This window comes from gamma proteobacterium symbiont of Axiagastus rosmarus (assembly GCF_059730925.1).
The window spans coordinates 2249496-2263217 of record NZ_AP035925.1 but is presented as its reverse complement, the minus strand read 5'-3'; the positions used below and the strand labels follow the sequence as shown (position 1 = coordinate 2263217).

The following is a 13722-nucleotide window of genomic DNA, read 5'->3' as shown; positions in this document are numbered from 1 at the left end:
CGATCAACAAGGAGCGCAATCTGCGCTCCTTTTTTATGGCTCAGGCTGCAACGCGCTGGCGCAGCGCGGCTTTCTCCGCCTCGGTTAAAAAGGCGATAGCGATGCCGTTCTCTTGTGCCTGGCGAATCTCGGCGGCGCTCAGGCCCGCCTGTGGCGCAGCGACCTCATATTCATGCGCCAGCTCAATGCCCTGTACTGCCGGATCGTCAGTGTTGATGGTTGCCAGAATGCCGTGCTGCAGGAACGCCTTCAGCGGATGGCTGGCCAGCGAGGCCACGGTGCTGGTCTGAATGTTCGACGTCAGGCAGGATTCAATGCCAATGCGCTGTTCGGCGAGGAAATCCATCAGCGCGCGGTCTTCAATCGCTTTGACACCGTGACCGATGCGCTCAGCGCCCAGTTCGCGGATCGCCTGCCAGATGCTCTCCGGTCCGGCGGCTTCACCGGCATGCACGGTAATGCGGAATCCGGCGTCGCGGGCGCGGTTAAAGTGGCTGAGAAACTCGCTGCCCGGGAAGCCCAGTTCGTCACCGGCCAGATCGACGGCAGTGATGCCGTCGCGGTGCGCCAGCAGACCTTCCAGCTCGCGCAGGCAGGCTTCTTCGCCGAAGGTGCGGCTCATGATGCCAATCAGCTTCACATCAACGCCGTACTGCTGCACGCCCGCGCGCACGCCATCAATCACCGCTTCCACCACGCCAGCAATCGGCAGCTGATGGTTCATCGCCATGTAGCCCGGGGAGAAGCGCAGCTCAGCGTAATGGATACCGGCCTGCGCGGCGTCAGCGACGTTTTCCAGCGCTATGCGGCGGCAGGCGTCGAGATCGCCCAGCACTTTGACGCCCCAGTCAAGCTTCTGCAGAAAGCTCACCAGGTCCGGCTGGTTGGCGGTCACCTGCACGTGCGGACGCAGCGTATCCAGCGTATCGGCGGGCAGCGCAAGATTGAACTGGCGACCTAAATCGAGGATGGTCTGGGCGCGGATATTGCCATCGAGGTGGCGGTGAAGGTCGGTGAGGGGAAGTTTCGCATCAATCATGTCGCACTCGCTGAATTAACGTAAAGTGCAGACCATTATAAAAACATCTTGCGCAACCGCGCCAGTGATTTGCGCAAAGCGGGCAGCGGATGCTGAATTAATCAGCATCCGCTGTGGTTCAGAACGATTGCAGTGCGGCAATCAGCCGGTCCAGCCCGTCATCCAGCTTGCTGCGCGGACAGCCGGCGTTGAGACGCAGATAGCTGCGGCTGGCGCTGCCGTAAGTGCTGCCTGGCATAATCGCCACCTTATGCTGCTGGATCAGCCGCTGCTGCAGCGCGACGTCATCAATGGCCAGCGGCGCGGTGTCAATCCATGCCAGATAAGTGGCCTGCGGCGGTTGCCAGTTAAGCCCGGCAAACGCCGTGTTGAGCCGTTGCGCAATGTGCTGCATATTGGCGCGCAGATAATCGCGCAGCGCGTCGAGCCAGGGTGCGCCGTGACGGTAGGCGGCAATAGTCGCAGCCAGCGCCATCACCGCCGGTGACGACAGCCCATCCTGCTGCTTCAGCGCGTGAAACCACGCCCGGCGATCGTCCGCGTCCGGAATAATACCCCAGGCGCCGGTCAGCGCCGGAATATTGAAGCTCTTCGAGGCCGAGGTAAACAGTGCCCAGCGGCCTTGTGCCACCTCGCACCACGGCGTGTGGCGCGCCTCGCTCAGCACCATATCCATATGGATTTCGTCGCTGATCACGCTCACGCCATGCCGTTCGCACAGTGCCGCCATCTGCTGCAGCTCTGCGCGCTGCCACACTTTGCCGGTGGGATTGTGCGGGCTGCACAGTAACATCACCTTACAGCGCGGCCGCGCCAGCAGGCTTTCCAGCTGAGCCATATCACAGCGCCATGTGTCGCCAGCGCGCTGCAACGGCAGTTCCAGCACCCTGCGCTGATTCCCGATGATTGTCTGGTAAAACGCATCATAGGCGGGCGTGTGAATCAGCACTTCATCCTCCGGCTGTGTCCAGTGGCGCAGTAGCTGTGCCACCATATAAATCACCGACGGGCCGTACACCAGCGACTCTGCCACGATCTCGCTGGCAAAGCGGCTATGCATCCAGTGCTGCAGGGCGGAGAGGAAATCCTCGTGCTGCCAGCGGCTGTAGCCCAGCACGCCGTGATTCAGCCGCTGCTGCAACGCGTCAATGATGCAGGGAGCGGTGGCGAAATCCATGTCCGAGATGGTGAAAGGCAGCAGATCTGGTACGCCGAAGCGGTCGGCGACAAAGTCCCACTGCGTGCACCAGCTGCCGTGGCGATCCACCACCCGATCAAAATTAAACGCCTGCATATTTACACCGTCGCGCTCATCAGATGGGCCATTTCATCCTTGACCGACTGCACCTGCGGGCCAATGACTACCTGCAGATTGGTCTGATTGAGGTGCACCACGCCGATGGCGCCGTTGGCTTTCAGCGCGGCATCGTCGACCTTGCTCATGTCGGCCACCGACAGGCGCAGGCGCGTCAGGCAGTTATCCAGCGAGGTGATGTTGTCAACGCCACCCAGCGCCGCGAGAATCGCTGGCGTGTTGTAGCCGGATTTGCCCACGCCGGCGCGGCTGACCTGCTGCTCAACGCGGCTGGTTTCTGCTTCGCGGCCTGGTGTTTTGATGTTGAAGCGGGTGATGGCGAAACGGAAGATGGCGTAGTAACCCACAAACCACACGGCGGCAATCACCGGCACCCAGTACCATTTAGTAGAAAGGCCGTGCAGCACGCCAAACACGAAGAAGTCGATCACGTTACCGTCGGTATTACCGATGGTCACGCCAAGCATCGCCATTACGGTGAAACCGAGACCGGTCAGCAGCGCGTGGATCAGATACAGCACCGGTGCGACAAACAGGAACAGGAATTCGATCGGTTCGGTGGTGCCGCCGACCACGCAGGCAACCACGCCCGAAATCAGCAGACCTTTAATTTTGTGACGGTTTTCCGGGCGTGCGCAGTGGTAAATCGCCAGCGCTGCCCCCGGCAGGCCGCCAAGGAATGCCGGCATTTTACCCTGCGACAGGAAGCGGGTAGCGCTTTCCGCGAAGCCGTGAGTTTCCGGACACGCCAGCTGCGCCTGGAAGATGGTCAGCGCGCCGCTGACGCTGTGACCACATACCTCCATGGTGCCACCGGCATCGGTAAAGCGAATAATCGCCACCAGAATATGCTGCAGGCCAAACGGCAGCAGCAGACGTTCACCGGTGCCGAAGATCATTGGGCCGAATTCGCCCGCGCTGTTGATCATCCAGCCAAGACCGGTGATCGCGCGCGCAAAGAATGGCCAGATCAGCGGTACCACCAGCCCCAGCAGGCCCATCACCACGGTAGTGATAATCGGCACAAAGCGCGTGCCGCCGAAGAATGCCAGCGCATCCGGCAGGCGAATATTGTGGAAACGCTCGTGCAGCCAGAACACCACAATGCCGACAATCACCGCGCCGAGAATACCGGTGTCGATGGACTGAATGCCGAGAATGTTCTGCACGTTATTGGCTTTCAGCACCGCCGCATCGGTAGTCGGCAGAATCCCGTTGATGTTCAGCCAGAAGTTAACGCTGAGATTGAGCACCGCAAAGCCGACGAAGCCGGCAAATGCCGCCACGCCTTTGTTTTCCCGCGCCATGCCCAGCGGGATGGCGATGGCAAACATCACCGGCAAATAGCTAAAGGCAAAGGAGCCGATTTTCGCCATCCAGATAAACAGGTATTGCAGGAACGGCTGGTCGAGCAGCGGGATCAACGTCAGTACATCATGGCTGCTGAGTGAACTGCCGATCCCTAACATGATGCCGCAAAACGACAGCAGCGCCACGGGTAGCATGAAGGTTTTCCCCAGGCTCTGGAAAAATTCCCAGAGCGACATTTTGGGTTGGCTGTGAGGCATAGTCTCTCCTGGCTAAAAAGTAACAAGCGGGTAAAGTGGTGGGGGATGATAAAACGTTTTATCACGGCTTTTTGTGGTGATAATCACAAAGCGTGACGAGCATCAGGCTTTATTTTTATGTGAATCAGTGTAACGTTTTACCTCTTTGAATTTTCCGGCAACGAATAGCGTCACACTATGTCCCAGCAAAAAATCACCATCCATGAGGTCGCGCAGGCCGCTGGCGTATCGGTCAGCACGGTATCGCTGGTGCTGTCCGGCAAAGGGCGTATTTCACCCGCCACCGCCGCGCGGGTGAATCAGGCGATTGAGCAACTCGGCTATGTGCGTAACCGCTCAGCCTCCATGCTGCGCGGCGGTGAGAGCGGGGTGATTGGCCTGATCGTGCGCGATCTCAGCCAGCCCTTTTATGCGGCAATGACGGCGGGACTGAGCGAGGTGCTGGAGCAGCAGGGCAAAGTGCTGGTGCTGACGCAAAGCGGCCAGCACGGCCAGCATCTGCAGCGCTGTTTTGATTCGCTGGCGGCGCAGGGTGCCGATGGCATTGTGCTGGGCGGCGCGGTGGCGCAGGCGGAATCGCTGCGGCTGCAGGCGCAGGAGCAAAATATTGCGCTGATCTGCGCCGCGCGCGCCAGCAGTCTGGAAAAAGTCGATTCGCTGCGTCCGGATAACAGCCAGGCGGCGCGGATGGCCACCGAGTATCTAATCAAACAGGGACATCAGCGCATTGCCTGGGTCGGCGGTCTGGGTTCCTCACTGACGCGCGCCGAACGTATCGGCGGCTATTGCGCCACGCTGCTCCAGTACGGTTTGCCGTTTCGCCCGGACTGGATTATCGAATGTGACGATCGCCAGCAGAGTGTCTCTGCGCTGACGCAGGCGCTGCTGCATCAGCATCCGCGTATTACTGCTATTCTGGCCCACAATGCCAGCACCACGCTCGGCTGCTATTTCGGCGCGCTGCGCAGCGGCCGCACCCTCGGGGAAGATGCCGTGGACAGTTACTACACCCAGCAGCTGGCGCTGGTCGGCTTCAACGACGATCCGCAGCCTGAGCTGAACGATCCGGCATTGACGTTTGTCAGCAGTGAAGCGCGCATCGTCGGGCGGCGCGCGGCAGAACGCATATTACAGCGCCTGGCGCAGCCACAGGCCGATGTGCAGACGTTAATCGTGCCGCCGCAGCTGGTGCAGGGCCGTTAAGCCTGTCGCCCGCCCGGCGTCAGATCATTACTCGCCGCGTTTCTGTTACCGCTGCTTGCCGATTTTCAGCCGGCCTGTGATCATCGTTCTGCTTATGCATGGCGGGCCAGCAGAAAATAAAGATTAAACTTCGGCATCAAATCCTGACACGAAATTGTCATAATATGGTCAGCGTTAAATAAAAATCAACGCGTTAGCCATTTTTCTGAATTACGCGAATTTTGTATTGATTAATATTCTTTACCGGCCGCGCCTGTATTTTATTCAGGCTGGCTGATGTTATTACCTGTCACAAAATGTGTATTTTCTTATTGTTTAGCGCGGGTTTACTTGCTCACTGGATTTGTGACAGGCGAGGAATATACTGCGAGCTATGCTTATTTTTCCTGTGCTGGGGCACGTATGAAAATAATCGTAAACGGGAAAGGTTATCCGGAAAAGAGAAATATCATCGTCAACGATTCACACCATTATCTCAATCTGAAATATAAAAATATCTGGTTTTATCGTAACGCCGTCAGACAGAAAATCCGCAAAGCCAATAAGTTGTTTATTTTCGCGCCGCTACCGTTCTCGGTGCCGGACGATGCGCAAATCATCCATCTTTTTAATGAAGTGGCCTGCACGAAAAAACGCTGGATGGCGACATTTGAAACCGAAATTCCGCGCGTGCTGCCCGTGCCGGGCATGGCCAAACTGCATAATCCACAATTGCAGAAACAACTCAAACTGATCGCGGCACCGCAGTGTACGGCGCTACTGGCTATTTCCGACGCGACGAAAAAAATTCAAATCAAGCTGTTACAGGCGTTTCCGCAGCAGGCTGCAGCCATTTTGCCCAAACTGCATACGCTGCATCCGCCGCAGGCAATTATCTGTGATCGGGTCAGGCCAGTGAATCAGGCGAAGCTGACGTTCAGCTTTGTCGGCAATGAGTTTTATCGTAAAGGTGGGGCGGAAGTGGTGCTGGCGTTTAGCGAGTTGCTGGCAGAAGGCATCATTCAACCCGACAGCGTGCAGGTGAATTTAACGGGCAACCTGAAGCATCGCTATAATATCGCGCACGGCGCGCAGCAGGATGACGCGCAATTTCATCAGCGGATTGAAGACCTGATTAATCAGCAGGCAATCTTCAGGCATGAAACATTTTTGCAAAATGATCGGCTGATGAAAATGCTCGAACAGACCGATGTGGGATTATTACCGACCTGGCAGGATACCTACGGCTTTTCAGTGCTGGAAATGCAGGCGTGCGGCTGTCCGGTTATTACCACCAATGTACGCGCACTGCCGGAAATAAACCCGGCTTCGGCCGGCTGGCTTATTGACTGTCCGCTGAATGATATGTTTGAAATCGCTATCGGTTCAGCGCAGGAGAAACAGGCGATCAGGGACAGAATTATTGCGCAGCTCAAACAGATCATCACGCAGATAATGGCGCAGCGCGAGGCGATCAGCACCCGCTCGGCGCGGGCGCTGCAAAGAATTAAAGACCAGCACGATCCGGCGCGCTTTCGCGCCAGCCTGGACGCTTTTTATCAGTTAGCTGGCGAGGCCGATCGGGCCTCAGGCGTGAACGCACCAAAGCGAGTGGATATATGACCGGCCGGTTTAGCCGCTTCTCATCAACCCTGGGGGCAGAGCGGCGCTGGCCTGACGGCCAGCGCCAGGTGAGTTAACGTGCTTTCGTCGTCAGATCAAGAAAGGGATGTTTGCCCGCCAGCAGCAGCAAAAACTCATATTCTCCCTGACTGAGCGGGGAGGGTTTTGCGGTGGACTCCTTCATCTGCCAGACGCGCAGGCTGAGGTCGAAGCGCTCCGCGGCAAGCAGTTGTGTCATGCCTGCGGCAATACGCAAGTCGCGGACATCGGTTTGAACCGGTACAAGGTGCTGCAATAATTGATGACTCATAAATTTTTCTCTTAATGTGGCCTTTCCCTGGCGGTGTTGTTATGTGCTGCACGCAGCGTCGGTCAGAGGCTGGCAAGGCTGGCCGCAACAGCAGCGGTGCCGGTGCCGGATGTTGTTAACCCGGATTGAGCCCCGGGCGGTGGGCTGTCAGAAAAACGAAAATGGCTGATGACCGCAGAGAGCGTTTCGGTGCGGCCATTCAGGCTGCCGGCAGAGGTGGCGATCTCTTTCACCAGTGCAGCATTCTGCTGCGTGACGCGGTCAAGATCGTTGACTGCCAGCGTCACCTGGGCAATGCCTTTGCTTTGTTCATCAGACGCCAGTGCAATTTGTCCAATCAGCGAGGTGACGGCGGAAACGCTTTGCGTGGCGCTGTCCATGATGGCGCCGGCGCGCTGCGCGGTCTGCGCGCCCTCGCCAACGCGCGTCACGGTGCCATTAATCAGCCCTTCGATCTCCTTCGCGGCGCTGGCGCTGCGTTGTGCCAGCGTGCGCACTTCAGCTGCCACCACGGCAAAGCCGCGTCCCTGCTCGCCGGCGCGGGCGGCTTCAACAGCCGCGTTCAGTGCCAGAATATTGGTCTGAAATGCGATGCTGTTAACCGTGGCGGTGAACTGACGGATTTTATCGGCCTCGGCGGCGATGTCTGCCATCATCGCTGATACGCTTTTGACCAGCGCTTCGCCGTCGCGCGTGGTGCGCGCCGCATCCTCAGCCAGCTCGCGCGCTTCGCCGGCGCTGTGGGCATTTTTCTCTACGGTGGCGCTGAGCTGCTCCATGCTGGCCGAGGTCTGCTCGAGCGCGGCGGCCTGGCGGGTAGTGCGATCGGACAGATCGACATTGCCGCCGGCAATATCCGCTGACTCCTTGCGCAGCACCTCGGTGGTGTCACGCACTGCGCGCACGGTGGTCAGCAGGCTCTGCTGCATCAGCTGCACCAGCGGAATCAGCTGACCCACGCAGTTGCGGCCAAAATCCTGCGGTTCCCGCGTAAGATCCCCGGCGGCAATGCCGCGGAAATGTTCCCGCAGCGCCCCCAGCGGCCGTACCAGATGCGTGACCAGGAAACGGTCACAGAACAGCAGCAGCGCCAGCATCAGCAGTGCAGCAATGCCAAAGGCCATTTGCAGACGCTGGCGATCGGACTGGTCGGCATGGTTATTCGCTGCGATGTCGCGCTGCAGGAACTGCAGGCGCTCAGCCGCAGGCACCGCAAAGTCAGCCGGCGATGCGGTGAGGGCGGTACGCAGCGGCGCCCAGTCGCTATCGGCCGGGGCATCGGTCGCTACGGACGCTTTTGCCGCCGTGGTTCCCGATGCCATCACTAAACTGGCGCGATTGAGAAACAGCAGCTGGCTGGTCAGGGTGGCGTTATGCAGTTCGCGCTGATGCATGTCGCGCAGCACCGTGCTGCCATAGATCCCGGCCAGCGCCACAATCAGCAGCGCCGCGACCAGGATGCACTGCACAACCCGGCGAATGGTGAAGTTTTTAAGAAATTGCATGGTGAGTTTCCCCGGTGTCGTTTAAGACGCAATGGTGTCGAGCGTTATTATTTATTGTTCGCGATAATATCGCGTACTATGGTTTAGCGTTTTAAGCATGGCAGGGAATTCTGAAAAAGAAAATGAATCGTCGATAAAATATTTCTTTCCGCAAGATGCGTTAAATTAATTTTCATGCTGACGATATCAGCCCGGCCGCAGCATTAAACATGGCGAAAAAGTAAATAATGATTAATCGTTATTTCCGTTTGCTGAAATAGTATTCTCCACGACTTAATAATTTGCATTAAGTCACGCGCGGCTATTTCATTAACCCTATCCGTTAATATCCGCCCGGCGTAACATGTCTGAATAGCATGCCACGCTAACGTGGTCTTTTTTGCCGCGACCCTGACAATTTATAAATTCACACTGTACAGCACCGGGCCAGTAGGACGTCCGGTTGGCGAACCGCCGTGCGGCTCGAGACTGATCGCCAGCGTAGCCTTAACCAGCGACTGCTGTTTCTCAATCGGATACTGCTGCGGCGCACTTCCGGTGACCAGACCGAGTGAAACGGGCGCCCGGCCAGGCGGAATTAGCCACAGTTCCAGACTCTGATCCGCCCTGACCGCGCTGACCTGCAGCGGCGCCAGACTGATCACGTCCTGCCGGCGGCTGGCGCTCACCACCCATTGCTGACTGTGTTGTGCATCGGTCAGCACGGCCAGCGGCGTCATAACCGGCTCGCGCAGCCAGTAAGCCGACAGCGCGAAGCCCAGCGCGACGCAGGCGGCAGCCAGCCACGGCAGCGTCCGGCGTGCGGGCGCGACGCGCTTGTCGGGCGGCAGGGAAAGGGCAATTTTTTTCCACAGCGTTTCCGGCGGTGTGACGGGCGGCTGAACCTGGTCGAGACCCGCCAGCAGCGTCTGCCAGCGGGCGACCTGCGCCGCCAGCACCGGCTCGGCCTGCAGTCTGCGCTGAAAGCGCAATCGCGCGCTGCCGCGCAGCGTGCCGAGGGCGTACTCCGCCGCCAGGGCGTCATCCCGCTGCACTTTGTCACTCATCGTCCTACACACTCCCGCAGATGGTCCAGGCCACGTCGAATCCAGCTTTTAACCGAGCCGACCGGCTGCTGCAGCCACCCGGCAATGTCGCTATGTGATAAGCCCTGATAATAGGCCAGCGCAATCGACTGGCGCTGTTCACTGCTCAAATGTTGCAGACAGTGGTGCAGGCGGGCAACCTCGCGATCGTGCTGCTCATCCAGACTGACGTCACCCGGCGTGCTGCTTAAATCGTCGAGCCAGGCTTCATCGGCATGGAATTGTCTGGCATAGCCGCTGCGCAGCCAGTCGATGCAGCGGTTACGCACAATGTGCGTCATCCAGGTAAGCGGCGAACTTAGCGCACTGTTAAATGACGCGGCGTTGTGCCAGATGGTGATATAGCACTCGTGCAGAATCTCTTCCGCCCACGCCCGCTGGCGTAACATGCGCAGCGCTACCGCAAACAGGTGCGGTGACGTCAGCCGGTACAGCTGTTCAAACGCAGGGCGATCGCCACTGGCGACCGCCCTGATTAAGGCTATTTGTTGCTCAGCCTGAGACGCGTCCATAATACTCCTGGCCGGTTTGTTTAACCTTACCGAGTATAGACAGTTATTCAGGCATTAAGACGGTATCAATAACGTCAATGACGCCATTTTTCTGGTTTACATCATAAGTGCTGATATTTGCCACATTACCCTGACCATCTTTCAGCTGAATATTATGTGGCCCATTGCTCATAATCCACAGCGGCTGACCATTCACCGTTTTCAATTCGGCTTTACCGCCACCCTGTTTAATTTTTTGCTCCAGCGCTTTCATATCATATTTACCGGCGACCACATGGTAGGTCAGCACGCTGGTGAGTTTGGCTTTGTTTTCCGGTTTGAGTAGTGCATCAACGGTGCCGGCAGGCAGTTTGGCAAAGGCGGCGTTAGTCGGCGCAAACACCGTAAACGGGCCTTTGCCCTGTAAGGTATCGACCAGACCCGCGGCTTTAACGGCGGCGACCAGCGTAGTGTGATCCTTCGAATTCAGGGCATTTTCAATAATGTTTTTTTGTGGATACATTGCCGCGCCGCCCACCATCACCGAATCGGCGTGCATGGCCGCCATCGCAGCGTTCGCGCCAAGCAGGGCGGCAGACAGGACGGCATAACTGATTAACTTTTTCATCATATATCCTCATTGAAGGAGCAGAAGGGTGCTCACAAAGGGATATACGTACGGTGCGGCTGAACGGATGCAGAAAAGGGTGAAATTTTTTTGCCGGGGGAAAACGGCAGCCCGGAGCGGGCTGCCGCGGGGATTACTCTGGCATGCCTTCGCTGGTTGGCGCGCCTAACATGTAGCGCGACAGGAACTGCTCCAGCGTCATTTTGTCGCCATTCATGGTGACCTGACCGTTAGCGTATTGCAGGCTGGTGGTGATGTTATCGTCCTGCTGCTGCGTCAGACGGAACATCTGGCCCATCGCCGCCAGGCCTTTCACCTGCTGATCGGCCAGCTTCTGCGCGTCATCACCCTGATAACCTTCCGCCAGCCCGACGTGACGCATCACTTCGGTCGCCATCGGCATATTGATGCTCAGCTTGCCGTCGAGCGTTTTCAGCACGCGATCCACGGCGGCACCCAGACTCTGCGGTTCACCGGTGACGGTCGCCGGATCGTTAAAACCGACGTTAAGGTTGAACGTGCTCTCGCCCTTGTCATTTTTCCAGCTCAGCGGTGCCACGCTCACGGTCGGTGAACCTTTCAGCAGGGTCGGCAGGTTATTTCTCAGAATGGTCTGCACGCTGGCCTGGTAGCGGATAGGATCGTCCACCACGCCAGGCTGGTTCAGCAGATCCTGCATCTGCGCATTGTACTGGTCAGAGAAGGTTTTCACCGCCTGAGCATCAAACTGCGCAAATTTCATCGCCAGTTTGGCTTCGCCGAACGGCTGTTTCTGCAGGCTGATGCTATCAACCTGATAATCAATCTGGCCGCCAATCTTACCGTCTTTGTTGTCGAACGAGGACTTCCCGTCCAGCTTCTCCAGCGTCAGGCCTTCCTGACCGTTAATGCTGGCATCGAGCTTATCCAGCGTGATGGTCTGGTCGCCGACGCGCACGCCTTCCGGACTCAGGTGGGTGTCACCGCCCAGCTTCAGACCGTTAAGGGTAAACAGTACCGGTTGCTGCAGCTGGTTTTTGCTGGTGACGGCGATGCTGGAGAAGTCGCCCTGCAGACTGACTTTGTCGCCTTTGCTGTCCGCGCTGACGTTGAGCGTGCCGCCGTTGGTGGCGAGGCGATCACCGGTCTGCGCATTGCTGTAATCCACCGGCAGCAGGTGCAGCGCGGTATCGGTCGCGCCGCTGTAACCAACGCGGGTATCGGCATTAACCAGCGATTTGCCCTGAGTCAGTTCAAACAGTTTCTTCACCGCATCGGTGTTTTCCAGTTCGGTGTGGACCGAGGCCATGCTGGGGATCAGGTTGCCGCGCTTCAGCTGAGCAAACGGGAAAGGACCGTGGTCGATGGTTTCGTTGAGCACGATGCTTTGACCCGGCTTCAGCAGCGGATTGTCTTCGGTCTGCGAACTGGCCTGAATTACCAGTTTGGTTTTGCTGCTGAATACGCCACGCTGGTAATCCTGATAGCTGAGCGTCAGACGGCTATTCGGCGCGTACGCGTTGATCTGGCTGTTGGCATTTTGCAGCATCTCATCCATGTGGCTTTCCAGCTGTTTACCGGTAAACCACGCTGCGCCAGTCCAGATTACGCCGAGCGCCACAATCACACCTACGGCAACCTTGGTCTTTTTCATCGCTGAGTCGTCCTTATCCTTGCGTGCGCATACCGTTGGGCCGCGCGACGGGTGAAGAAAAACGCCCGCAGGCGTTTTTTAATTAATAGTTTGAAATAATAGCAGTTAATGCTGCAGGCGTCAGCCGCCTCACGTCAGCGCGTTGAACACCCGCGCCAGACGACCGGTCCCCGCCGCGCTCACCGGCGACTCGCTGGCTGCGATAAAGCAGGATTCGCCCGGTTGCAGTACCAGCTGCTGCCCGGCCTTTTCAATCACCGCCTGGCCTTCAATGCAGAACAGCAGGGCGGCACTGTGCTGTGCCAGCGTTTGCGGCGTGGCCGAAAGCGTGTGGATGGCGAAAGCAAAATCCTCTACCGGAATCGGGAAGTTGAGGCTGTCGCCCTGTGTCTGCGGCTGTGTGAGCAGCGTCGCCGCCGGTTTGGCCTCGAACTTCAGGTTGGCCAGCAGTTCCGGAATATCAATGAATTTCGGCGTCAGGCCGGCGCGCAGCACGTTATCCGAATTGGCCATCACTTCCAGCGCCACGCCTTTCAGATAGGCATGCGGCGTTTCGGCGAACAGGAACATCGCCTCACCCGGTTGCAGGGTGATGACATTCAGCAGCAGCGGTGAGAACAGGCCATTATCGTCCGGATAGTCGCTGGCGATCGTTTTGATGGTCTGCCACGGTTCGCCTTCGCGCGCGTTCAGCGCGGATTTCAGTACGCCGAGCGCGCGGGTTTTGCTCTCGTCTTTCAGCGACAGCAGGGTAGCGAACAGTTTAGCCAGCGCGGCTTCGCTGGCGTTTTCGAGGAAATGGGCGATCTGCGGATGCGCGCCCGCGACCGGCTCCAGCAGCGAGACAATCTCCGGCAGTTCGCGAAAGCCGTTCATCGCCTGGAACGGCGTCAGGGCATAGACCAGTTCGGGCTTGTGGTTAGCATCTTTATAGTTGCGCTCGGCGGCGCTGAGCGGAATGCCCGCCGCGTTTTCACGCGCGAAACCGGCTTCTGCGGCAGTTTTACTGGGATGCACCTGAATCGATAACGGCTGATCGGCGCACAGCACTTTAAACAGAAACGGCAGCTCACCGAAACGCTGCGCTACCGCAGCGCCCAGCGTCGCGAGCGGATCGTCATTGATCACGTCACGCAGCGAACGGGTGACGCCATTCACTTCAACGGTAGAGGGGCTTTTCGGGTGCGCGCCCATCCATAATTCCGCCATCGGCAATCCCTGCGGGTTTTCGATGCCGTAGAGTTCGGTCAGCGCGGTTTTGCTGCCCCATGCATAATTTTGCAGCGAATTGTTCAATTTTTGCATCGTTTACCCTTAATAACGGTAAGTAAATAAGCGTATTA

Annotated in this window: 12 protein-coding genes; 2 read left to right on the top strand and 10 right to left on the bottom strand. The window is 57.9% G+C overall.

The features are described 5' to 3' along the window. Positions 1-40: 40 nt before the first annotated feature. From add to malX, 3 genes are all read right to left on the bottom strand, one after another. Entirely contained in the window at positions 41-1039 is a 999-nt protein-coding gene (gene add / locus AC6I8F_RS10510) for an adenosine deaminase (RefSeq protein ID WP_127834039.1), read from the bottom strand. A 118-nt stretch (positions 1040-1157) separates the two neighbouring features. After that, on the bottom strand, positions 1158-2333 hold the full coding sequence (locus tag AC6I8F_RS10505) for a MalY/PatB family protein (protein WP_498028011.1): 1176 nt from the start codon (positions 2331-2333) through the stop codon (positions 1158-1160). Positions 2334-2335: 2 nt separating this feature from the next. Further along, positions 2336-3922, bottom strand: coding sequence for a maltose/glucose-specific PTS transporter subunit IIBC (malX, locus tag AC6I8F_RS10500; RefSeq protein ID WP_031279154.1), 1587 nt, complete (start codon positions 3920-3922; stop codon positions 2336-2338). A gap of 177 nt (positions 3923-4099) precedes the next feature. Between malX and malI the strand changes: the two genes are divergently transcribed. Both malI and AC6I8F_RS10490 read left to right on the top strand, forming a co-directional pair. Further along, positions 4100-5125: a Mal regulon transcriptional regulator MalI gene (gene malI / locus AC6I8F_RS10495; protein WP_498028010.1), complete on the top strand. Its 1026-nt coding sequence runs from the start codon at positions 4100-4102 to the stop codon at positions 5123-5125. A 276-nt stretch (positions 5126-5401) separates the two neighbouring features. Beyond that, positions 5402-6727, top strand: coding sequence for a glycosyltransferase (locus tag AC6I8F_RS10490; protein WP_498028009.1), 1326 nt, complete (start codon positions 5402-5404; stop codon positions 6725-6727). Positions 6728-6800: 73 nt separating this feature from the next. On the opposite strand, the gene AC6I8F_RS10485 is transcribed toward AC6I8F_RS10490, so the two are convergent. From AC6I8F_RS10485 to manA, 7 genes are all read right to left on the bottom strand, one after another. After that, positions 6801-7037, bottom strand: coding sequence for a hypothetical protein (locus AC6I8F_RS10485; protein ID WP_058769724.1), 237 nt, complete (start codon positions 7035-7037; stop codon positions 6801-6803). 62 nt (positions 7038-7099) lie between these two features. Continuing rightward, entirely contained in the window at positions 7100-8542 is a 1443-nt protein-coding gene (locus tag AC6I8F_RS10480; RefSeq protein WP_498028008.1) for a methyl-accepting chemotaxis protein, read from the bottom strand. Between the two features lie 398 nt (positions 8543-8940). After that, entirely contained in the window at positions 8941-9588 is a 648-nt protein-coding gene (locus tag AC6I8F_RS10475; RefSeq protein WP_241797869.1) for an anti-sigma factor, read from the bottom strand. Further along, on the bottom strand, positions 9585-10139 hold the full coding sequence (locus tag AC6I8F_RS10470) for a sigma-70 family RNA polymerase sigma factor (protein WP_498007525.1): 555 nt from the start codon (positions 10137-10139) through the stop codon (positions 9585-9587). Before AC6I8F_RS10470 ends, AC6I8F_RS10475 begins: the two co-directional genes overlap by 4 nt. A gap of 43 nt (positions 10140-10182) precedes the next feature. Further along, a complete protein-coding gene (locus AC6I8F_RS10465) occupies positions 10183-10746 on the bottom strand; it encodes a fasciclin domain-containing protein (protein WP_031279149.1) in 564 nt (187 codons plus the stop codon). 133 nt (positions 10747-10879) lie between these two features. Next, positions 10880-12379 (bottom strand): YdgA family protein, encoded by a 1500-nt coding sequence (locus AC6I8F_RS10460; protein ID WP_058769727.1) that lies wholly within the window; start codon positions 12377-12379, stop codon positions 10880-10882. Positions 12380-12508: 129 nt separating this feature from the next. Beyond that, on the bottom strand, positions 12509-13684 hold the full coding sequence (gene manA / locus AC6I8F_RS10455) for a mannose-6-phosphate isomerase (RefSeq protein ID WP_282954133.1): 1176 nt from the start codon (positions 13682-13684) through the stop codon (positions 12509-12511). Between the last annotated feature and the right edge of the window lie 38 nt (positions 13685-13722).